This is a genomic window from Desulfosediminicola flagellatus (genome assembly GCF_005116655.2).
Taxonomy (GTDB): Bacteria; Desulfobacterota; Desulfobulbia; order Desulfobulbales; family Desulfocapsaceae; genus Desulfopila; species Desulfopila flagellata.
Map to the genome: position 1 here is coordinate 4,697,393 of NZ_CP050698.1, position 22,551 is coordinate 4,719,943.

Consider the following 22,551-nt stretch of genomic DNA (forward strand, 5'->3'; position numbering starts at 1 on the left):
ACATTTCAATACATTCCACTTTATTGTTAACCGCTCTGTACATTTTCAAATTTAGCGGTAATTGATACAAATTCGATGTGATACAATTGAATAAAAAACTTCTATAAAGGAGTTTAACCATCGTGAAACGTTATCACCCTCTCCTCGTTGCTGCCTATATCGCTCTGCTGTTTTCCATCCTCGTAGCACTCTCGATAGTGATATTCAGACCGGAACCTGAGAGTATTACAGGTCTTTTGAAAATCTCAGGTAGTCTTTTGCTTTTCGGCGTCGGTGAACTCATTAATCATCCTGCACAATTTCGTTTAGAACCCAATAGAAAAGCAGGTGCGAGATCATATAGAATTCTCCATCGCGAGAGAAACCCGTGCACCATTGGAAACCTTGCTATAATAGTCTCACTGCTACTCTTTTTTATTGGGTTAGGCACATTCATATCCTTCTGACATATCCAGATAAAACTCTTTATTTATGCAGTCTCCAGCATTTTCACTTCGTTTTTTCCTCTTGGCTTTTTCCTGGCTATGCCTACAATATAAAGAAGGAGCTCGAGAAAAGGCACGTGACAAAGATGATCTGGGGAAGAGTAAAAATGCATGCGCCAATTGTCCGGATATCTCCGGGGAACTGGTTATATCAATTCAGCGGCAGGTGAAGCATATGGACAAACGCAGACATCCACGGATACCTATACGAGGTCTCAATGCAGATATTTCTGATGGTAAGGGTTTTTTCACAGGAATTGTAACTGATATTTCAAGATACGGAATGTCACTGGATCGCATTCCCAAAAACCTGGATCCTGATGCAGATATCCTATCGGTTATCGTAGACGGCCAGGGCTCACATTTTAAGCTGCTGGTTAAACAGAAATGGGAAACTGATGCAGGCGTAGTAAAAGTGATTGGCGGTCAGATTGAAAACAGTCCATGGGACTGGACTGAGTTTGTAATGCAACTGGAGCCAGGACAAGACGACATCTGGGGATAGGCCCTGCGGCTCCTGCTGGGCTATGACGCAATAAACACAGCATAAAAAAAACCGGTAACAGAGTATATCTGTTACCGGTTTTCGTATTTCGTTATTCTTTTATGACGTAAGACGTAAAACTGCAGACTATTCCCAGCTAACGCTGAGTAAATCTGATACAGCCATTACAGATTATATTTAAAATATGAGGCGCATATTCCTTCGCTCGAGATCATGCAGGGACCAATTGGATTTTGAGGCGTACAAGCCATGCCAAAAGATGGGCAATCAGGCGGCAGGCCGCGCCCTGAAATAATCATGTCGCAATGGCATGAGCAACGCTCTTCACCTTCCATGAAACGGACATTAAAACGCTTTGTAGCATCATAGAGAGAGAGTTCGTCCCGTATTACGAAACCACTCTCAGCAATTGTTCCAAGTCCACGCCACGCTGTATCCACTGCAAAAAAGACTTCAGAAACCATCTGACGTGCCTTCTTACTGTCCTCAGACGAATAAATGATCGCCGAGCTGTCATCAAAAAGTGAAACACCGTGCCTGATCTGCATAACCATACTGATCAGACCGCGAACTATATCATCTTTCTGAAATCCAGCTATACAGCAGGATAAATCATATTTTTTAGCGAGGCTTGTATACGCTTCAGTATCGGAAATAGTGGTCACGTGATCGGAACACAACAGACCATGAATACCAATCTCCGGATCACGCATGATAGAATCGATAGTGGGCGGCAGTAAGCGAATAGAAGGAATGACGCAGAAATTATCAATGCCTTCCCGTGCTGCTTCAAGGATTGTTTCAGCAACAGAAGGCGCAGTGGCCTCAAACCCTACGGCTGTATAGACGATAACTTTATCCGGCTCAAGCCGTGCGAGTTCCAGGCAATCGCGCGGAGTTGATATTACCTCGACTCGAGCACCGCGCTTACGGATGGACGCCAGCGATTCACGACTCCCCTGCACAAGCAGGAGATCATGACACGTTGCTGTTATAACATCAGGTTGCAAAGCCACTTTAACAAATGCATCGACATGACCCGCAGGCATTACACAAACCGAGCATCCAGGCCCGGCAACAAGCTCCAGTTTATCCGGAAGTTCATCACGCAAATGATAGCGCATTATTGCCTGATTATGAGCACCACACACAACCATAATTCTGATTGGTCGATCAACAATCTCATGCAGCCTCTTGAGCAACTGTTCCGAATCTCTCAAGTCATCACCTTCTCATCCAGGGATCTAAAAAAATAGATCATACAAATTACGGGGCCAATATCGGCCCCGTTGTGGTCAAGCATATAACACTGGAAAAAACCCTTTAGATTTCGAATTCTTCAAGGGTGACTCTTCCAAAAGCAAATATCAGAGACTGTCTTCTTCCGCCTCTTTCTTCATATCTGCATAATCTTTCGATCGTGTAATCTTTTCTTTATTCAGAATATTGATTTCTTCTTTGGTCAGATGAAACATTCCACACGCCGGACAGGTGGCATCAAACTCTTCACCTACTGCGCGTGCTTTCAGTTCATCAATGGTCATGTGATCCACATAACCGCAGACACCTGAGGGATTTTCAGCTCTTACCTGAAGGCGTTTCCCCCGCTCACTTCGTTGTGGCATTATGGTCTCCTTTTCAAGAACACGAGAGCTGTCCATTAGAAACTGTCCACATGTGCGTTCTTAATATAACACTCTCCACCATTTCATCATCAAAAAAACGGTGTTAGATGCACCAACAGTCTAACGAGCATATGCAACTTACCAATAACAGGATGATTTTATAGAGCAAAACTTTTTTCGATCTTCTATGGTTATCATCCGCCTCTTGACGAGATTTCGGAATTTTTACTTGCTCTTACATGAGCAGGTAGGGAGTAAAAATCCCGAAACCCGAACTTTTCATAAAACAGGATAGAAAGGCTAGCTTATTATCCGATCCACCTCCTCACCTTTAGAGTCGATGATGCTAAGCGCTACAGGTACACCGCCATCCAGGCGGTGGGTTGCACATGACATTCAGGGGTCGTAGGCCCGGACGGCCATCTCCACCTGGTTAAGCAACCCTTCGTTATAAATACCATCTTTGATCAGTGATGTTGCAGCCTGCTTCACGCTCATATTCATTGGCGCGATATTATGGGTGGTTCCCACTATCAGGTTGGCGCTTTCGATACAGCCATTCTTATCAGTTACATAGTCGTGGATCAGTGTTCCGCGCGGTGCCTCAACAATACCGACTCCGCGTCCGGCTTTCGGCTCAACTTTAGCACGTACATTCTCATCAGTAATACCGTCCCACTTAAGTATCTCAATGGTTCGCTCACAGGCATAAACCATTTCGATGAGACGAGCATAATGGTACAAGAGGGTCTGCTGGGCAGGTCGTCCAAACTGGCTGCGGAACTGCTCAAGAGCAGCATGTGCTTCAGGAGTGGAGATCTTATCACAAACATTTATGCGCGCCAGTGTGTTTGAGCGATATATTCCTTTAGGGGCCGCAAGATTGAGATCAAAGCCTTCATTCCAGGATTTAGCATATGGCATCTTGGAGTACGCCCATGGTTCTACATGCTCACCAAGATAATTTGCATAATCCTCACCCTCAAAATCGACATAAGTTCCATCCGGCTTCATCAAGCGCTGTATACCATCATAGATTCTGAGCGAACCGTCTTCACGGTCAACAGTTCCTAAAAATCCTGTGGTGATGTTACCCAGCTCACTGATGACATCCATGTATTTCGCAAACACATTATTGATTGCGAAATCAAGGGAGTACAGAGAAAAATCAAGAAGCGTCTGGGCATCCCGTAACAACTCCTGTCGCTCGGACTCAAGCAGTGGCTTGGCAAATCCGCCAACAACACCTGCGATAGGATGGATAGCCTTGCCTGCAAAACGCTCAAGCATCATCTGACCAAGCTGGCGCATTTTAACAACCTTACTAGCCAGTTCAGGATTAGCTTTGGCCACACCGATAACATTTCTTACCGAATAATCCGCATCAGGCCCGAGAACAAAATCAGGAGACGCCAGGAAGAAGAAATGGAGAATCTTATCATTGATATGCGCCATAACCTGACACATCTCACGCAGCTTATGACCAGTTGGTGTCGGCGTAACACCAAAAGCATTATCAACTGCTTTATTGGAGGCAAGATGATGCATCCACGGACAGATTCCACAAATTCTATTAACAATACGGGGAACTTCCTCGGCAGGACGCCCCTCAATAAATTTTTCAAAACCGCGTAGGGACTGAATGTGGAGGAATGCGTCTTCCACATTGCCAGCATCATTGAGATGAATGGCAATCTTCGCGTGTCCTTCAATGCGGGAAACTGGGGCTATGTTCAGAACAGTTCCCATATTATGCTTCCTCCTTTACTTTCTTCTTGATCGGTTTTAAAAGACCATGTGCCCCAGAAAAACGGAGCATGGATCGTCTATCTATCACCGATTTGAAATCAATGCCGTTACTTGCAAGAGCATTCATCATATCAAGCAGCTGGTTACCATCCTTACGGACAGGCCCGAAACAACCACGACATGGAACACGTGCAGTAATACAGCTCGGCGCGCCGTTACGGGAACAACCTGAAGCTGTTACCGGTCCGAGGCAGAGATACCCCTGCTCAAGCAGGCATCGCATCTCACTGATCGGTTCATCTGCCTTAAATTTAGCATTAGTGATAAACCGCTTAATTTTAGTTACTTCGCCCTTACCTTCCCGCTTTGCAGGACACGTGTCACAGACACTTTTTCCAGATAACACAGGGGCACGATTTTCAAGCAGCGAAGTGAGCACTTCAACGATCTGCGCCGGGTTAGGTGGGCAACCCGGCAATTGCAGATCAATCTTTACTTTTTCATCACAGGCATATACCCGATCAAGAGGAGCAGGTACTTCAACAGTAGGAACTACAGCACCCTCATCAGTTGTATGCGTCTGAAAGATTTCCTCCCAGCTTTTCTGCTGATCCTGACCGTTCATCAATGCAGGTATACCGCCATGGGTCGCACAGGACCCAAGCGCGATAAGCACATCACACTGTTTACGCATCTCTTCCAGCACTTCAAGATGCTCATGGTTGCTGACGCTACCTGTTACAATACCTACAGTGGCCTTGGGGATTTCAAGGATTAACCCCTCACCCAGCTGACCAAAATACTTGTGATCCATCAACACCGGAGCGTGAACTATATCAAGTGCTTCGGTGATAAGCGGGATTAAATCCTCACCGATATTCAGAATCGCGATCTCACAGCCGGAGCATGACCCCAACCATTCCATAGCAGTAGTAACTCCCATCACAACCTCCTTATGCCGCCTCGACACTTTGACTGTTAATAGGACCCAACTGCTTGATACGTTTCGTCATATCAGAAACAGCTGCAACAAATTTGTCCGGTTCTGCAGAAGATACCCAGGCGATCTTAAATCGATCACTGTCATATCCGAAATCTTCCAGTAACTCACTGACCATATCAGACCGGCTTAACGCTTTATAATTACCATCCAGGTAATGACATTCACCGAGGTGTCAACCAAGTACGATGACACCGTCGGCACCCTGTCCCAGGGCATCAAGGATGTGTTCGGAATGAACCATCCCTGAACACATAACCCGTATTATCCGCACATTATGTGGATACTGCATTCTGGAAATACCCGCGAGATCAGCAGCGGCATAGGAGCACCAGTTGCAGCAAAATGCAATGATCTTCGGCTCAAAACTCATTTGATCTACTCCTTATTACTTTCACTGTTTTATTCAGCATCAACTGGCTCAGACAGCAAGTGCCGCCCGAATCTGACTACTGATCTGCTTCATGGTAAAGCCGGCAACATGTACACCCCGTTTAGGACAGGTTCCCTGACAAAGTCCGCATCCCTTACACTGCGCCTTGTTAATAGCGACAAGTTTCTCAGACGATCCTTCACCGCCGTTTGTAACCAGTGAGATAGCATTGTATGGGCAGACATCGATACAGAGAGCGCAACCGTCACAGTTCTCTTTATCAACAGTCGCCTTTATAGCATCAAGGGAGATATCCACTTTTGACAGCAGGGTCGCAGCCCGCGATGCAGCGGCGAGCGCCTGAGCTACTGACTCTTCAATCGGTTTAGGATAGTGCGCCAGACCGGCTACAAACAGTCCGTCCGTAGAGAAATCTACAGGTCGTAGCTTTGCATGGGCCTCAAGAAAAAATCCATCGTTATCGACAGGAACCTTGAAGATTTTTGCAAGATCCCTTGCATTATCCTTCGGTCTGATTGCAGATGCGAGAATAACCATATCAGCCTCTATCTTCAGAGGACGATGGAGAACATGATCCCAGACTTTAACTCCAATTGTCTGACCATTATCCTCAACCTCAGGCTTGCCGTGCAGCTCATAATTAATGAACACCACACCCATTTTACGTGCCTGCCGATAAAGAGCCTCACGCTGTCCGTACGTACGCATATCACGATACAGGATAAAGATGTTTCGCTTCGGATCTTCTTTCTTCAGCTCGATCGCAGTCTGGACAGAATGTGTACAACAGACCTTAGAGCAGTACATATCATCTCCCTCACGGGAGCCGACACACTGAATGAAAACAAAGGTGTTTGATGCACTTACATGTTTTTCCTTAAGCTCATGGAGCTTATCGAACTCGATAGAGGTAACAACCTTCTTTATCCTTCGATAACCATACTCAGTCGGTGAGTAAATCGAGCCACCGGTTGCAATGATTGCAACACCATGCTCAATGACCTTCGAAACACCATCCTTGCCTTTGATCGTTGTCTTGAAGTTGCCGACAAAACCTTCACCCGCGGTCACCTCGCATTCTCTGTGAATGACGATCTTGTCATTCCAAACCACTGCATCTATCAGTTTGGCCAAACGACCTGGGATATGCTCTCCTGACCAGGTATCTTTTAGATGCAGAGCGTTACCACCCAGGATATCAGTCCGCTCTACTATATGAACTTCAAACCCCTGTTCAGCCATGTTCAGCGCAGCAGTCATACCTGCAACACCACCGCCTATAATCAACCCTTTCTGGGTAATCGGCACACTGATCGGATGTAACGAGGTACCATAGGTTACCTTCGCGGCTGCCATACGAACCAGATCTTTAGCTTTGGCAGTTGCCATCTTCGGATCGCCTGAGTGAACCCATGAGTTATGGTTTCGGATATTGGCCATCTCAACTAGATATTCATTGAGCCCTGCTGACTTCAGGGTTTCTCTGAAAAGCGGTTCATGAGTACGTGGCGTACAGGCTGCGATAACTATTCTATTCAGATTCTGTTCCTGGATACGCTTCATGATCATATCCTGAGTATCCTGGGAACAGGAGAACAGATTCCTTTCGACGTAAACCACATTGGGAAGTGTTGCCGCGTATTCTTCGACTGCTGCAACATCAACAACTCCGGCAATATTAGAGCCACAATGACAGACAAAGATTCCAAGACGCGGATCTTCACTGCTTACATCCTTTTCTACAGGGAATACCGGTTCAGTGGAAAGCTGATGCCTTGAAGGTGCCAGCACCTGAGCAACTGCCGCTGCTGCAGCCGAACCTTCAACAACAGATTGCGGAATATCTTTAGGACCTGAAAAAGCACCACAGGTATAGATACCTTCACGGGAAGTTGTGACAGGAGCAAAATCTGAAGTTGCCGCAAACTTATCGGCAGTCAGCCTGATACCAGCGGTATCGGAAAGTTGAAGCACCTGCTTTGAAGTCTGGAGACCGACTGAAAGCACAACCAGATCATAGTATTCCTCAATCTGTCGTCCCTGCTCATTCACGTAAGACAGGCGCAGATCACCGGACTTGCCATCAGGCTCAACACCGTTAACCTTACAGCGTACAAAACGTACACCGGAATCTGATTTAGCCCGTTCCATATAGCGGTCAAATTCCTTACCGTGGGTCCGCATATCCATATAGAATATGGATGTGGAAAGGCCGGGAGCATGATCTTTGGCAATAACCGCCTCTTTTATTGCATACATACAGCAAACAGAAGAGCAGTAACCGTTGTTGCAAAGATTCTCATCTCGTGAGCCTACACACTGTAAGAATGCCACCTTATTAACCGACTTACCATCAGATGGACGGACAAGATGCCCTTCGGTGGGGCCGGAAGCGGAGAGATATCTCTCAAGCTGGAGCGAAGTTATAACGTTAGGGAATTCACCATAACCCCATACAGCCGCATCAGTTGGATCATAGGCTTCAAAACCCGGAGCGAGAATTACCGCGCCGACATTGACTTCATGGATCTTTTCAGTGTCATCGAAATTAATGGCACCAGCATCACAGACCTTCTCACAAAATCCGCATGCACCCGGTTTTTTCAGTCGGATACAGCTTTCGGCGTCTATCTGGTATTTTAGAGGAACAGCCTGTGCGTACTTTACATATATTGCTTTGCGTTTACCGGTATCAGCTTCATATTCGCTGTCCACTTTTTTAGGACACTTTTCAGTACACGCACCGCAGGCAATACATTTATCCACATCCACATAACGTGGAGCTTCTTTTACAGTCACAGTAAAGTTACCGATATCACCATCGATTGCGGTTACTTCACTGAGTGTCATCAATTTTATATTTAAGTGCCGACCGCACTCTACCAATTTTGGCGCGATGATTCACATCGAGCAATCATTGGTGGGGAATGTCTTATCCAGCTGAGCCATTGCTCCGCCGATGGCCCCCGACTTCTCAATCAGGTAGACATAGTATCCGGAGTCGGCGAGATCCAGGGCTGACTGCATCCCTGTTACTCCGCCACCCACGATCATCACCGACCCAATCCTGTTGTTGTCCAGCATGACAGGTATCTCCTCTCGTATATTTTTCATGCCTCCCCCCCCTGACCATCGGGAAAAAGCATTAATTCTGCCATTCTCTCAAGCTGCGTTATCTGCTGTCTGCCCTGCAGATCTTTTGACGCATACTCTTATGCTACTGCTTGTTGGGGAGAATCAGTGAATCAGCCACCAGCTCCCAGAGGTATTTCACCTCTATATCCAGATCATATTCCTTGGTAAGCGATTTCATTATCTGGTCACGACAGTTATGACATGGTGCAACAATCAACTTTGCGCCCGATTCAGTAATCTGTCGTGCTTTGGTACGACCATAAAAAACCCGCTCTTCACCATATGGCATTGCCCATGCTCCACCACCGGCTCCACAGCAATATGCGCCGTTTCGGTTAGGGAAAAGTTCGCGCAGGTCTTCAATACATGACCCGGCAACTTCACGTCCTTCTTCGAAATATGCCTGACCAAAAGCCTTCAGAGATTTGCGACCATAGTTGCATGGGTCATGATACACACCCGGTAAGTCATGAATCGACTTGTCGAGCTGAATTCGCCCATCGCGGATATATTCGAGCAGCAGATCGAATACTGTGAGAATTTTGAACTCTTTGAGTGCCTCTGGAAACCATCTGTTCAACCCAGACCGGGTTGCAAAGTATGCGTGGCCTCACTCGGGCAGGAGGAGAGCTTTGCAGTTCAACCTCCGCATGTTATCGACGATCCTGCCGACAACTATCTTCATCGATTCATCATCACCGGAGAACAACCCCCAGTTTACGCCTTCCCAGTGTTCCGAGGCTATTGTCCAGGACTCACCGGCAGCGTAGAAAATCTTCCACCACCATTTCATGTCGTCGGGCTCTGCAAACGGTTCTTTTGAATTTACCGTTACAAGAATCCTGGCTCCATGAACGTCGACAGGTGTTTTGAAACCCGGACATTCATCTTCGGCAAGCTCTTCCCCAAGATCCTCAAGGAGAAAAACGAAGTCATCTTTTGGAATTCCGAGATTGTTACCACGCTCAAGACACATTTGAACACCTTTGTGAATTGGGCCGGGAACCAGGTTTCTATCTCTAGCCCCGCGAATCTGGCGCATAAGAGCTGTAATCTTGATATTTGCAGGACAGGCTTCCTCGCACTTGGCGCACATGGTGCATTTCCATGGCCAACTGGAGTCAATCAGTTCCTTGTCCATACCAAAAACACCCATACGGACAATTTTACGTGGATCAAGACCATCCACTCCCGAAATCGGACACGCACTGGCACATGACCCACAGGTCAGGCAGGAATCAGCCCAGGAAGGATCAAGGACAAGATTGCTTGCTGTATCGGACAGCAGAATCGGGTCACTCTCGATCTTTTCAATCGGCTTTACTGCTTTCAGATCTACATGGCTGGTTGGACGAACGAGCGGCTCGCGACCGAACTTGTCGCAAAGGGCTTGGTATTCCTGGAACTTCATAAGATACTTACGGCCGGGTCCTTCCTTTGCGGGAAGTGTTCCGGCGTTAATCCAGTTTCTTATAGTGTTCCGATGTACTCCAAATTCCTCCGCCAGCTCACTGACTTTAAATTCGTACATCATAAACTCTCACCTCGATTAGCTTTGTTCAGAAAGAATGTCGAAAATCTCATCACATGCTACAGAAACGGCAGCAGACATGGCAGGTGTCAGACCCGGAGCAATTTCCTCCGGGATATATTCAACCTGAGCCGCAAGAATGATCACGCGGATTCCAGTATGCTGTTGAAGCTCAAGCAACAGATTTACAGTTGGGAATTGATGTAGAGAAAAATCATGAATTTTCTTGGCAGGAATTTCTTTCGGGTCGATTCTAAACACATCCCCCGGTTTTTTACCGGTAAAATCGACAGCATCAAGAATGACCACTGTATCAGGACGTCCTTCATCCGTTAACAGATAATCAAACAGATACTCCCGCACCCCGGTTCCGGCATCGACAGCCTGAACGCCTTCGGGTAAAATGCGGTCTATTTGTAGTTTTTCAACAACGGCGGGTCCGAATCCGTCGTCTCCCATAATCGCGTTACCGCAACCAAAAATCATCGTCGAGTGCATCGTTGTTCCCGTTGTGCAAAGTGTGCTTATGTTGTTAAATTTTTCGCAAACTACCACTCGACCTTGCCAACTTCAACATGTAATTTACCAACGACTCTTCGCATATGACGGATGTAATTAATATTATTCAATAATATTTTTTACTATTCCGGAAACCACGTTTCGAAAAAACTACCACAGGGTAAACACCTACAGAGTGGCACACATTTTGTATTAAGTACACCTGCTTTGCATCTACCTATTAAAACGTCACTATCACACAACCTGATCGGTCAATAGGTTTTACCAATCTGTTAAATATGATTTCCAGCACAAACATCTATAAACCAGGTTCCCTTTGTGCAAAAAAATATATACACACGCCCATCCCAAACAAAAAAAGCCTCTATACCAATAAGGTATAGAGGCTCAAGTCAACGTCACATGCAGGCGGCTACACAATCACTGCCAGCGCGTGTGTATTAATCAGGATAGCCATCAGGGTTCTGAGTCTGCCAACGCCAGGTATCTTCGCACATCTGTTCAATCCCCCGCGTAGCCTGCCAGCCTAGTTCGGCCAAAGCTTTCCCCGGATCGGCATAACAGGCTGCGATATCACCCGACCGCCTTCCTGCAATAATATATGGCACGTCGCGACCGCTGACACTCTTGAAAGCATCAACCATTTCCAGCACGCTATACCCATGCCCTGTACCGAGATTATACGTAACCACTCCCGGCTTTCTCTGCAGTCGCTCAATTGCCTTAACGTGACCTACGGCCAGATCGACGACATGTATATAATCACGCACCCCTGTTCCATCACTTGTCGGATAATCGTTACCGTACACGGTTAACTGCTTAAGCTTACCGACAGCAACCTGTGAAATATAGGGCATAAGATTATTGGGAATACCGTTAGGATCTTCGCCAATCCTTCCGCTTAAATGAGCACCAACCGGATTAAAGTACCTGAGCAGTGCAACATTCCAGCTCGGGTCGGCAATATTGATGTCCCGTAAAATTTCCTCAATCATGAGTTTAGTTCGACCATACGGGTTGGTACATGAGAGAGGAAAATCTTCGAGAATCGGAACTGTTGCCGGATCGCCATATACCGTTGCTGAAGAACTGAAAACAATATTTTTCACACCATACTTGGCCATCACCTGAGCCAGCACGAGTGTTCCTGTTATATTATTATGGTAGTACCAGAGCGGTTTCTCAACCGATTCACCAACAGCTTTTAACCCGGCAAAATGAATCACTGCATCAAAGGGTTCCGGGGTTTCTGCAAACACCTTATCCAGTTTTTCCTGATCCAGCAGATCAACCTGATGAAAAGTTACAGATTCTCCGGCAATTTCCTCAACGCGCTTGAGCGACTCTTTTTTTGCATTTGAGAGATTATCAACAACTGTCACTTGATGCCCTGCATTTAATAGTTCAATGCAGGTATGACTACCTATATAGCCTGCGCCTCCTGTTACCAGAATATGCATGATGAATTAGTCCTCTCTCTGTGCAGAATATTTGGGATTTGGTGGTAACCACCACCACGAATGCATCTTGATTTTTATCAGGAATATAGTAATCCAGTATAGTTAGAGATCAAGAAAAATATAATCACTAACACACTATTAACAGTCCAATCCTCATACGATTCTAGCAGAACGTGATGCATCAGTATCGGCAACCCATGCTTCACAAACCAATCAATATAAGAAAAATTCAATACGTTACCACCACCGCAAATCGACACGACAACTAATAGTCTTTACGACACACAGAATAATTCACATACTCAACCAATGAATTAATATCGTACATGGGTATACCGGTAACCTCTTGAAGAGGCCTGGAAAAAGCGAAGAGATCGGTGCACTCGAGTATCAGGGCATCTAGAGAGTTGGTTGCTCTAAGCTCTTTTGCCACGCCGCAGATTTCAGCTTCAATCTTCACCATAGTGAAGTCGTGACGTTTACATAGCAGCCTGTCCGAGAATAAGGGGTTTGTTCAAAATCGAGACATTTTCAAAAAAAAAACAAGCACAACCATTCATACACGATATTCCGAGAATTATTTTTAAAAATTCCGAAGAGTTTAGTCAAAGGGCCATTCTCTGACAGCCTCCTGGAATGATAGCCTCCCAGAACTCGGGATTCCCCCCCCGGGGATAAAGACATCGTTAATACCTAATCCAACATTAAGAAAATGTTCACTCTTAAGCGCTGCACCACTAGCCGTCAACACACCTTTTTTTTACGTTCTTCCCATACATCATAGGTATCAGAGGAACCTGTAAAAGGCTCGACAAAAAACTGGAACATATACCATCTCAACGATCAAACAATGGTATCTGGCCAGGAAGCCACAACTGCTGGCAATCGCTTTCGCACCATCTTTCTCAAACTGTATTGCAACATCAATACACGGCTAAAGTAATTCCTGCAGTGAATCAAACAGGACCTCCTGCACATTGATCTCTTCAACAACAGAGCAGACAACTGGAAAGTTAAAGTTGTGAGGGGGTCGTATATCGCCTCACAATTTTGGCAACAGGCTTTCGAGGCAAAATACACTGATGTGGGTATCCTAATAGAGATAACCGCCCTTGAGTATTTGTTCATTCATGGGGACGCCTATAAGATTGAGTATTAAGAGAACACAACGTTTTTTGTAGTAACAATTCAAGGGGCTGTCCATTTGACAGCATTGGGGCAGCCCCTCTTTTTTATGAGGTGCGCGTTACGCCTCATAACAGCTGATCCTATTACTTCTTCATTTTAACTGCAGCATCAGCCATGATATCGTAGGTTTCCTTCAGATCTTTAACCCAATCATCTCCGTAGCGGAAATCAACAACTGCGCCCATGTTCTCATAGGCCTTGAGGACTTTCGGATCTTGCATAACCTTCTTGGTAGCTTCAACCAGCCTGTTGACAACTTCCTCCGGTACTCCCTTAGGAGCGAAGATACCTGACCAACCTTCAAAACTCCCTTTGATTCCGTAATCAGCAAAAGTAGGCACGCCAGGGTAGGCATCCATTTTTTTGTTCATGACAAGGGCACGGGCGCGTCCGGCCTTAATGTGCGGACCAAAAGCTGGCGGGAAGGAAACTGCGGAGTCAATATGACCACCAATAACAGATACCATGGATGCCGCGGTGGTGTTAGCATGGACGAATCTTGGCTTGTAACCAGCCTGATCAGCAATGATTCTTGCCAGAATGGTTCCAGAAGAAGCTGCACCCCAGGAGCCCTGGGTTACAGGTTTCTCTTTAGCCGCTGCGATGAAATCGTCGAAGGTTTTATATGGGCTGTCGGTCTTGACAAGAACACCAAGCGGCACGGCGGTAAACTTGACGATAGGCGTAAAACTGTCGAAGGCGTACGGAGTCTTGCTGAAGTTCGGGGTGACCAGCACATTGGATAAACCGGCATTGATCAGGGTATAGCCATCTTTTTTAGAGTTGGCAACATAGGTTGTACCAACAACACCACCACCACCGGCCTTGTTGATAACGACAACCGGCGTGCCGAGCTCTTTTTCCATAGCATCGGCCCATACTCGGGTACTGAGATCAGAGTCTCCACCTGCACCCCAGGGTACAATGACATTAATAGGCTTTTTCGGGTACTCGGCGCTTGCAGATGCTGCTACAAGAGATACTGCCAGTACTGCTGCAACTTTTACCAGGTTCTTACTCCATTTAATCATGACTTCTTCTCCTCGTTATTTCGATGTTGATTCGTGTGACCTAAGATGTTCCTGCCGATATCCCGATCTCAAAACAATTCTCTTTTTTTGAACGAAAACTGATCTTTGGCTAGGTCTTCCTACACTTTTTCTCCTGCAACCTCTTCCTGCTTCCAGGTGGCAGAGACTTCTTCTTTCAGTTTGGATTTTTTCTTCTGCCGCATGGTGGAGTAGACAGAAACGACTGCCAGTGCAGTAAAAATCCATGCAAACGGGGTGGTGAAATACTTTGAATAGTCATCCCCGACAATGGCCACTGCCTGATCGAGATTCTGCTCAAGCATTGGGGTAAGGATAAAACCTATGAGATATGCTGCCGGATTGAGACCTACCAGTCGCATGCCGAACCCGAACATGGTGAACAGGATAAGCAGCAGTACGTCATTGAGGTTCTGGTTTGCGGTAAACGACCCTGCAAAGGCAAAAATAGTGACGCAGGGAAAGATGTAATGGCGCGGCACCGATGCTACTTTAGTCCAGAATTTGAAACCGATACGGGCCAGAAAAAGTAAAAACAGGTCAGTAAGTAAAAAACCCGCAAAAATGCCATATATAACCTGAGTATGTTCAAAGAAAATCGTTGGTCCGGGAGTAATACCCTGAATAAGAAAAGCACCGAACAGGAGTGCTGTTACATCATCACCGGGAATACTCAGCGTAAGCATTGGAATCATGGCCGCACCGCAGACTGCGTTGTTTGCAGATTCTGCTGCAGCAATACCACGAATAGAACCTTTACCGAACTCCTCAGGATTTTTCGCAGTTCGTTTTGCCTCACCATATGCAAGAAAAGCTGCAGGGGTAGAGCCTAGGCCAGGTAGCGAACCGATAAAGGTGCCGATGCCGGAGGATTTGATTATAGTGGCAAGAACAGAACGGTATTCTTTCCAACTGATACGGTTGTCTTCCGGGTTGGGAGAGATCACAAGCTTCATACTGGCTTGCTTGTCATTTCGCTGCCGAATAGCCATAATAACCTCAGGCATGACAAGTACCCCCATCAACATCGGTATAAAGGTAAAACCACTCATCAACTCAGGGATACCAAAAGTGAAGCGGGTTGCTCCGGTAATCGAAGACATGCCGACTGTCGCAAAAAGCATACCGAGACAGGTAGAGAGTAGACCACGGGAGATTGACTCACCGGTTACAGAGCCGATAACTGTAAAAGCAAACAGCAAGAGATAAACACGCTCTATGGGGCCGGCCTTAAGGGAGATGAGTGAAATCGGTGCTGCAACAAAAATCAGGATCAGGGTACTCAACATCTCACCGGTCACAGAAGCGTACAGTGACATACACAGGGCTTTACCTGACTTACCTGCTTTAGTAAGGGAGTAACCATCCTGGGCGGTAAGAAAAGCTGCCGCCGCCCCTGGTGTATTGATGAGTATAGCGGAAATTGATCCACCATAAATACCGGCTTTGTACACAGCCAGCAGCATAGTTATACCGACAACCGGGTCGACATAAAATGTAAGCGGCATCATGATGGCGATAGCCATGATCGCTGATACTCCGGGAATGGCACCAAAGACGATACCAACGACAACGCCAACAATAATGCCGACAATCGGCCCAACGGCAAATACGGTTGCAAAACCTTGTAGAATATTATCAAACATTGCCAACCTCCATCACGATAAGGACCAGGTTGGCAGAAATACCCGTAGGTATAGGCTGCAACCATAATAAACAAGAATCGGTGTCACAATGGAGATGGCCCCGATTGGGAGCCAATTTCGTCCACCAAGCAGATAGGCGATGGCAAAAATCGTGAAGGGAGTAGCGACTATGAAGCCAACATGGGGAACCACCAGCCAGTACAGAATGAATATAGCAAAATAGAGTCCGACGCCCAAAAAACCTGTGGTATCTATATGTTCGGCAAGGCCGAGTTTTTCCCCTTTGTGCATTTTCAGCATCGACTGGACACCAATGGTCCCGGCCAAAAAGAGGATACATACCGCGATAACTCGTGGTATAAACATAGAGCCCAGCTCTGACTCCATACCACCTTCGACCAGATTGTCTTTTGTCAGGATAATGAGCGAGGTGATTATAAGTACCGCCGATAACACCACGTCCACTTTTCTTCTGTTCATTGTTGCCCCCCGCTAATTATTTCACACATCCGTTTGGGTCAGGTAATGCGTAAGGTTAACCGAAAAATTATTTGAGTGAATTAACGTCACAATAACTACGTAGTGCTACAGGCCGAAATGGCTGCTGAATTTTGAGTGTTCCCACTTTTTTCGGCGACCTTGAGACTTCAGCTGCTGTAATTTCGGCAAGTGCAGGGCCACACATTCGCCCCTGACATTGCCCCATGCCGCAACGGGTATACAGCTTTACTTCATTAACATCAGTATGCCCTTCTCGAACCGCACGACGGATATCACCAGCCGTTACACATTCACAGCGGCAAACCATTGTGTCATCGCTCACATCGAATATTCCAGGATTCGGAGCGAACACATACCGTAAAAATCCGCGGGCAATGCGCATACGGCGAAGTACTGCTAACGGTTCAGCACTGCGAAATCGTGCTTCGCTATCTGAAATCACGCCAAGGCTTCTGGCAGCATCAATCCCTGACAACCTACCTTTTAGTATGCTTGCATCTCCGCCATGCACATAGCCCGCGTCACCCGCCAGATAGATACCATCAATGCTGGTTGCCCCACATTCGCTCACCACCGGGTACCAATACCGCTGTACAGAATCCCAGGCATGTTCCACCTTCATTGAGTTGAGAATATGCGTGCGTGGAATCACACCTTCATGGCGCATGAGTGTCCCGGTGTATAATTCTTTCTGCTTGCCAAGGACTTCATACACAACTTTTTCAAGACGATCTTTTCCCACAGCTCGTATATTTTTAACACCACTCACTATCGGGATTTTTCCTTTAACTATCTGCAGGGCCATTCCTAAGCCCTTACCAAGATAAGGTGAGTCAAGCAGTGATGCAGGCATGAGTGGAGCAGCCATAAGCCGCCGAGACCAATATCCGGTATCGAGCCATGCGGCAACCTTTACCCCTGAATGGATCAGATGACATGCAAGTAGCAGTAACAAAGGGCCATTACCTGCCAGAACAACAGGATCATCCGGATTCTCGGTAAGCGTTCCGCCTGACCTGAGTATGATATCTCCAGCACCAGCACCCAGAACACCGGGAAGAGTCCAGCCGGGAAATGGTACCGGCCTCTCCATTGCACCCGGTGCTATAACCGTGGTGGAAGGTTTTAAAATCACTGGCTTCCCGTTTATATTGCAGGATACCTTGCGTGGTTCAAGCCCCCAGACAGTAGTTCCGGGATAATACTTCACGCCTGATTTCCTAAAATCCGCAGCAAGGTTCATTCCCTGCTCGCGTTCTTTAGGTTCAAGCATCGACTGACCAAGAGGGGTCTCAATATTTCTGAAAAGCTGGCCGCCAGGTGCCGCCTGCTCATCAACAACAGTAACCTCAAGCCCGCATGATCGCGCGGCACAGGCAGCGGCAAGACCGGCAGGCCCTGCTCCGACAACCAGGAGATCTGTCTGGACATCCATCAGTTCACCTCCTCATGTTGAAGTTGTCTCTTTATAATCATGCCCTCTTCTACGCTTATCAGGCATGACTGCACATCGGGTTCACCGTTGATTTCCATAAGACATTCAAAACAAACCCCCATTAAACAGTAAGGTGCACGGGGACTGTTATCCACGGGGTGTATATATGTGCGTCCGGCATGGGCGTGACCAAGCACCGCCGCAGCTACAGTGATTCCTTCCGGAACCTGAAGCTCTCGGTCATCGACGGTGATGGTCACACTCCCGGCAGCAGGTGCATCTTTCATCGTATAATCCTTCTTCAACATGTGTAACCAAAGCGTTTAAGGGTCATCCCCCGAGCAAGCTCCGGCAGATCCTCATTAATAATAAAATCGGGAATATATCGTGTATGAACAGCCGCCAGGGTCACTGCACTATGGGTGTTAATTATGGTCGCATTCGGGTGACCCGGCAATTTACTGTAAATCGCCTGCTTATCATCCGGCATAACCCGCAAACCGCTCCAGGCACGAATGAGCCTCTGCCGACCAAGCTCAGGCCAGACACGAATTGCCCATTTGCCTTCAGTAGCGATATCTTCTGGTATTATTCTGGTGTCATGTCCGACAAACTCATGCCTGAACCCGATAATAATTGTCCCGCCAAAGGTCTGGGTGACGCCGAGCATAGGGATTGGCATTACGTAAGGCATTCGCTCTACCAACAGCACCTGGCCTTTATCAGCAGAGACAGGAAGGTCAGCTATGGCAAACTGGGCCAGACGACGATTAGCCAGCCCCGCAGCAAGTACCAAACGCTCACAATCCATCGGGCCATCTTCTGTAATTACACGATAGCCACCACCCACAGGTTGAACATCATGAATTAATGTGTTTTTGATTATACCTCCGGCCCTTTCAAATCCGACAAGATATGCGCGCAGTAGAGCCAGCGGTTCAACAATGCCATCCTCTTCACACCAGGCGGCACCAGTTACTTCAGGTCCGAACGGTACTTTAGGAAGTTTTCTCTCAAGTTCAGCCCGATCAATCATTGAGCCGTTATATTCGCCAAGTTCTTCTTTAAGCTTACCGATATAATCCTGCCTGGTATTGAATTCATCATCACCGAGGCAAGCGATCAGACCACCGGTATAGTTCACCGGAATTTCGACACCTGAGACCTCTTCGAGTTCTTTTGTGAGTTCAGGAAATAATCGGCAAGAATGAAAACCCCATTTGGCATAATCAGGCAGATGCGCAAACTTCGACTGGCACCAGAGCAATCCCACATTCGTTCGAGATGCCTTATTGGTCTCAGTGGGTGCATCGATCATAGTTACCTTATGGCCTTTTTTCGCCAGACCATATGCTACAGCGGCACCACTAATCCCCCCGCCGGCTACAATAATCTCATGCTCAGTCGGTTTGGGTTGCATGATTTTCTTAATGAACATGTTCAATGCAATTCTCCCAGCCTCAACCAGCCGTCTGATCTTTTTTATAGGCGATACAATCCACTTCCACCCTGAGATCACTCATCATCATTGCCTGCACAGTCACCCGCGCAGGAGCATGCTCACTGGAAAAATACTCAGCGTACACCTTATTAAACTCTTGAAAATCACGCGGATCATCTATCCAGACACCAACACGGACGACATCATTTACGGAATAACCGGCTGACTCCAGAACCTGCTTGAGGTTATCGAGAGTTACACGAGCCTGGGTGGTCATGTTGCCACAAACTATCTGCCCTTCACCATCACGCGGAACCTGTCCACTCACATATAACCAGCCATCCGCACCTGCAGCTTTTGCAAACGGCAGACCTCCCGCCTTCGGTGTTCCATAACGTTCAATCGACATCCCTATCTCCAAAAAATCACTTAACGAATATTGAATATACAGACAACCGGGCTATGCACAAAACCAGACATGCTGCGCTCAAGTGCCTGCTGTATTTATCAAGATGCTGCGTGTTTTCCTAAACCCCTTAACAGGTAAACGGAAATAGCACATTGTCACAAAACATTACATATGCTATTTATTGGTCCATCAACCTGATAACCGGCATTCACAGCTGCCTGTAGCATTGCAGGGCTTATGCCAACACAGCTTTTTTATTTACTTACACATTAAAAACAGAACCTTAACCAAACATTCTACATTATTGAACCAAACAACACATGTGTAACATTTTTTTACATAATTACTATTAAGGTTTGACTATTCGCCTCAAAATCCTGCAAACTCTGAACATCCCCCACTGCTTGCAGCAAATGTAACAAATATTTACACTGTAATATTTTGAAACACGGTTTGCTATGATCCCACTATTGCAAGGAATGCCTAATCTCAATCGTATTATCGAACGTTCACTCGAGCGATCTGCCGGCTATGGAATAGACCCTAACCAGCTTGGAGCACCTGAATCGAGTCGATTAACACCCGAGCAGCTTAAACACCGTATCGCCGATCAAAACGAATTTTTCACAATTGCCCGTGAACAGCTGGACAATCTCTACAGACTGCTTCAGGATACGGGATTCTGTATGGCTCTGGCCGATAAAGACGGCTACGTGATTTATGTCGTTGGTGATGCGGATCTTGTTGAACACTTCAAACGTCGTCGGTGTATTCCTGGATACCGCTGGACCGAAAAAGACATGGGTACCTGTGCAATTGGCTTGGTACTTGAGGAAAAAATTCCGATTTTTTTACCAGGTGACCGGATGTTTGCAGCACTCGCCCAGAAGATAAGTAATGCCGGCGCTCCGGTCTTCTCACCTGACGGCAAGGAGGTCTTAGGGGTTATCAGCCTGAGTGGTTACTCAGAAAAGATGCACGTCCACACACTGGGACTAGTCCGTCAGTCAGCAGAAACCGTTACCGCACATCTGCGTGAAAATGCCAATACCCGCGAACTGGATATTCAAAATCAATACATGACGGCCCTGATCGAGTCGACTTCACGGGGAATGGTAACAGTTGACCAGACCGGACGTATTGTTCAAACCAATCACCGGGCACGCTCATTTCTTAATATTCCCCAAAGTGCAGTAGGAAAACCTTTTACAGAATTCGTCGGAGAAAACTTCCGGATATCTGATCATCTGAAAAATGGCAAAGGGTTCAGAGCAAGAGAACTTCTGACCAAACATAGTGGGCCTGCACATTACGCCTCGCTGGACCCTATCAGACTTGAAACGGGTGAACTGGTCGGAGGCTTAATCACTGTTATTGAGAAAAAAGAATTGATTCTGGTCGCTGCAGAAATGACAGGAAGTCACGCTCATTTCACCTTTGACTCCATCATTGGAACAAGCGAAAGTCTAAAAAAAGCTCTTCACATGGCTCGTATTTCTGCCGGGAGTTCGACCACGGTATTGCTATCCGGTGAGACAGGAACCGGCAAGGAGCTTTTCGCTCAGGCAATTCATAATGAAAGTGACAGGCGTACCCATCCTTTCGTTGCCATCAATTGCGGGGCAATTCCTAAAGAACTGCTCGAAAGTGAACTCTTCGGCTATGAGGAAGGTTCTTTTACAGGAGCCCAGAAAGGTGGTAGACCAGGCAAACTTGAACTGGCAGACAATGGCACGCTGTTTCTCGATGAAATCGGTGATATGCCATTTGATATGCAGGTCAAACTCCTGCGGGTATTGCAATCCGGCGAAATTCAACGGGTGGGAGGCCTACGCAGCATACCGGTAAATCTGCGTATCATCTCAGCAACGCATACAGATTTAAAACACGCCATTAATGAACGAAAATTCAGGGAAGATCTTTACTATCGCATCTGTACTTTAAAAATTAAAATTCCACCTCTGCGTGAGCGATGCGAGGATATTCTGCAACTGGCCAAATATTTTATAGGTCGCCATGAAGTTCAACAAAATAGAACAATTGCTCTTAAAAAACCGCATACAGAAGACGCCATTCGCCAGTACCCCTGGCCAGGCAATATCAGACAGCTTGAAAATGCAGTTGAACGGGCCGTACATCTTTCTGAAGGCAATCTTCTTCAGCCCGAACATTTCGGCATCTCTGATTTTGCCGCACCAGCCTCACCTATTTCGCTCAGTGAACGCACAACTTCACGTACCCTTGAAGACATTGAAAAACATGCACTACTCAACGCTCTGGAAGAGTTTGGAGGCAATATCTGCAAGACCGCACAAATACTTGGAATCAGCCGACCAACTATTTATAGAAAACTGAAAAAATATGGTATTCAGCCGGAATAAGGTTTGTACTGAAAAAATCGTAAATCTTCCTTAATACAAGACGCTTAACCATCTTGCCAAGAGTCATATTTCCCTTCATACAGAACATCTTGCAAGAG

20 protein-coding genes are annotated in these 22,551 nt (G+C 46.6%); 3 read left to right on the forward strand and 17 right to left on the reverse strand.

What is annotated here, in order from left to right; genetic code table 11:
- The first annotated feature begins 122 nt into the window (after positions 1-122).
- Entirely contained in the window at positions 123-446 is a 324-nt protein-coding gene (locus FCL46_RS19425; RefSeq protein ID WP_136805785.1) for a hypothetical protein, read from the forward strand.
- Positions 447-660: 214 nt separating this feature from the next.
- Complete coding sequence (locus FCL46_RS19430; protein WP_136805786.1) at positions 661-990, forward strand: PilZ domain-containing protein; 330 nt, start codon at positions 661-663, stop codon at positions 988-990.
- Between the two features lie 164 nt (positions 991-1,154).
- Here FCL46_RS19430 and hypD read toward each other — a convergent pair whose 3' ends face one another.
- The 17 genes from hypD to FCL46_RS19515 all read right to left on the reverse strand — a co-directional run bounded on the left by hypD (position 1,155) and on the right by FCL46_RS19515 (position 20,072).
- Complete coding sequence (hypD, locus tag FCL46_RS19435) at positions 1,155-2,210, reverse strand: hydrogenase formation protein HypD (RefSeq protein WP_136805787.1); 1,056 nt, start codon at positions 2,208-2,210, stop codon at positions 1,155-1,157.
- 147 nt (positions 2,211-2,357) lie between these two features.
- A complete protein-coding gene (locus FCL46_RS19440; RefSeq protein ID WP_136805788.1) occupies positions 2,358-2,615 on the reverse strand; it encodes a hypothetical protein in 258 nt (85 codons plus the stop codon).
- Positions 2,616-2,915: 300 nt separating this feature from the next.
- Positions 2,916-4,364, reverse strand: coding sequence for a Ni/Fe hydrogenase subunit alpha (locus FCL46_RS19445; RefSeq protein ID WP_136805789.1), 1,449 nt, complete (start codon positions 4,362-4,364; stop codon positions 2,916-2,918).
- A gap of 1 nt (position 4,365) precedes the next feature.
- Complete coding sequence (locus tag FCL46_RS19450; RefSeq protein ID WP_136805790.1) at positions 4,366-5,307, reverse strand: NADH-quinone oxidoreductase subunit B family protein; 942 nt, start codon at positions 5,305-5,307, stop codon at positions 4,366-4,368.
- 10 nt (positions 5,308-5,317) lie between these two features.
- Positions 5,318-5,737 (reverse strand): hydrogenase iron-sulfur subunit, encoded by a 420-nt coding sequence (locus tag FCL46_RS19455; protein WP_153307106.1) that lies wholly within the window; start codon positions 5,735-5,737, stop codon positions 5,318-5,320.
- A 48-nt stretch (positions 5,738-5,785) separates the two neighbouring features.
- Positions 5,786-8,842, reverse strand: coding sequence for an FAD-dependent oxidoreductase (locus FCL46_RS19460; protein ID WP_153307109.1), 3,057 nt, complete (start codon positions 8,840-8,842; stop codon positions 5,786-5,788).
- 133 nt (positions 8,843-8,975) lie between these two features.
- Positions 8,976-10,424 carry a 4Fe-4S dicluster domain-containing protein gene (locus FCL46_RS28500; RefSeq protein ID WP_275942864.1) on the reverse strand — a complete coding sequence of 483 codons (1,449 nt, stop codon included), beginning with the start codon at positions 10,422-10,424 and terminating at the stop codon, positions 8,976-8,978.
- A gap of 18 nt (positions 10,425-10,442) precedes the next feature.
- The gene (locus FCL46_RS19470) at positions 10,443-10,922 is read right to left on the reverse strand and encodes a hydrogenase maturation protease (RefSeq protein WP_136805793.1); all 480 of its coding nucleotides are present in this window, start codon (positions 10,920-10,922) and stop codon (positions 10,443-10,445) included.
- A gap of 461 nt (positions 10,923-11,383) precedes the next feature.
- Positions 11,384-12,403, reverse strand: coding sequence for a UDP-glucose 4-epimerase GalE (galE, locus tag FCL46_RS19475; protein ID WP_136805794.1), 1,020 nt, complete (start codon positions 12,401-12,403; stop codon positions 11,384-11,386).
- A 265-nt stretch (positions 12,404-12,668) separates the two neighbouring features.
- Positions 12,669-12,866 (reverse strand): aspartate/glutamate racemase family protein, encoded by a 198-nt coding sequence (locus FCL46_RS19480; protein ID WP_136805795.1) that lies wholly within the window; start codon positions 12,864-12,866, stop codon positions 12,669-12,671.
- A gap of 808 nt (positions 12,867-13,674) precedes the next feature.
- The gene (locus tag FCL46_RS19485; RefSeq protein WP_136805796.1) at positions 13,675-14,622 is read right to left on the reverse strand and encodes a Bug family tripartite tricarboxylate transporter substrate binding protein; all 948 of its coding nucleotides are present in this window, start codon (positions 14,620-14,622) and stop codon (positions 13,675-13,677) included.
- 119 nt (positions 14,623-14,741) lie between these two features.
- On the reverse strand, positions 14,742-16,286 hold the full coding sequence (locus tag FCL46_RS19490) for a tripartite tricarboxylate transporter permease (protein ID WP_136805797.1): 1,545 nt from the start codon (positions 16,284-16,286) through the stop codon (positions 14,742-14,744).
- 12 nt (positions 16,287-16,298) lie between these two features.
- Positions 16,299-16,766: a tripartite tricarboxylate transporter TctB family protein gene (locus FCL46_RS19495; protein ID WP_136805798.1), complete on the reverse strand. Its 468-nt coding sequence runs from the start codon at positions 16,764-16,766 to the stop codon at positions 16,299-16,301.
- A 67-nt stretch (positions 16,767-16,833) separates the two neighbouring features.
- Positions 16,834-18,222, reverse strand: a complete 1,389-nt coding sequence (locus FCL46_RS19500; protein WP_136805799.1) for an FAD/NAD(P)-dependent oxidoreductase — start codon at positions 18,220-18,222, stop codon at positions 16,834-16,836.
- Complete coding sequence (locus FCL46_RS19505; protein WP_136805800.1) at positions 18,222-18,509, reverse strand: (2Fe-2S)-binding protein; 288 nt, start codon at positions 18,507-18,509, stop codon at positions 18,222-18,224. Before FCL46_RS19505 ends, FCL46_RS19500 begins: the two co-directional genes overlap by 1 nt.
- 14 nt (positions 18,510-18,523) lie before the next feature.
- The gene (locus tag FCL46_RS19510) at positions 18,524-19,660 is read right to left on the reverse strand and encodes an NAD(P)/FAD-dependent oxidoreductase (RefSeq protein WP_217909472.1); all 1,137 of its coding nucleotides are present in this window, start codon (positions 19,658-19,660) and stop codon (positions 18,524-18,526) included.
- A 22-nt stretch (positions 19,661-19,682) separates the two neighbouring features.
- On the reverse strand, positions 19,683-20,072 hold the full coding sequence (locus FCL46_RS19515; protein WP_136805801.1) for a RidA family protein: 390 nt from the start codon (positions 20,070-20,072) through the stop codon (positions 19,683-19,685).
- Between the two features lie 479 nt (positions 20,073-20,551).
- On the opposite strand from FCL46_RS19515, the gene FCL46_RS19520 reads away from it, so the two are divergent.
- Entirely contained in the window at positions 20,552-22,453 is a 1,902-nt protein-coding gene (locus FCL46_RS19520) for a sigma-54-dependent Fis family transcriptional regulator (protein ID WP_228723254.1), read from the forward strand.
- Positions 22,454-22,551: the final 98 nt, after the last annotated feature.

What these genes read in the sequence shown, in the direction of transcription:
- FCL46_RS19430 (WP_136805786.1), top strand. Translation starts at nt 661, where the DNA reads ATGGACAAACGCAGACATCCACGGATACCTATACGAGGTCTCAATGCA.
- FCL46_RS19440 (WP_136805788.1), bottom strand. Translation starts at nt 2,615, where the DNA reads ATGCCACAACGAAGTGAGCGGGGGAAACGCCTTCAGGTAAGAGCTGAA.
- FCL46_RS19450 (WP_136805790.1), bottom strand. Translation starts at nt 5,307, where the DNA reads ATGGGAGTTACTACTGCTATGGAATGGTTGGGGTCATGCTCCGGCTGT.
- FCL46_RS19470 (WP_136805793.1), bottom strand. Translation starts at nt 10,922, where the DNA reads ATGCACTCGACGATGATTTTTGGTTGCGGTAACGCGATTATGGGAGAC.
- galE (WP_136805794.1), bottom strand. Translation starts at nt 12,403, where the DNA reads ATGCATATTCTGGTAACAGGAGGCGCAGGCTATATAGGTAGTCATACC.
- FCL46_RS19480 (WP_136805795.1), bottom strand. Translation starts at nt 12,866, where the DNA reads ATGGTGAAGATTGAAGCTGAAATCTGCGGCGTGGCAAAAGAGCTTAGA.
- FCL46_RS19485 (WP_136805796.1), bottom strand. Translation starts at nt 14,622, where the DNA reads ATGATTAAATGGAGTAAGAACCTGGTAAAAGTTGCAGCAGTACTGGCA.
- FCL46_RS19490 (WP_136805797.1), bottom strand. Translation starts at nt 16,286, where the DNA reads ATGTTTGATAATATTCTACAAGGTTTTGCAACCGTATTTGCCGTTGGG.
- FCL46_RS19495 (WP_136805798.1), bottom strand. Translation starts at nt 16,766, where the DNA reads ATGAACAGAAGAAAAGTGGACGTGGTGTTATCGGCGGTACTTATAATC.
- FCL46_RS19500 (WP_136805799.1), bottom strand. Translation starts at nt 18,222, where the DNA reads ATGGATGTCCAGACAGATCTCCTGGTTGTCGGAGCAGGGCCTGCCGGT.
- FCL46_RS19505 (WP_136805800.1), bottom strand. Translation starts at nt 18,509, where the DNA reads ATGAAAGATGCACCTGCTGCCGGGAGTGTGACCATCACCGTCGATGAC.
- FCL46_RS19510 (WP_217909472.1), bottom strand. Translation starts at nt 19,660, where the DNA reads ATGTTCATTAAGAAAATCATGCAACCCAAACCGACTGAGCATGAGATT.
- FCL46_RS19515 (WP_136805801.1), bottom strand. Translation starts at nt 20,072, where the DNA reads ATGTCGATTGAACGTTATGGAACACCGAAGGCGGGAGGTCTGCCGTTT.
- FCL46_RS19520 (WP_228723254.1), top strand. Translation starts at nt 20,552, where the DNA reads ATGCCTAATCTCAATCGTATTATCGAACGTTCACTCGAGCGATCTGCC.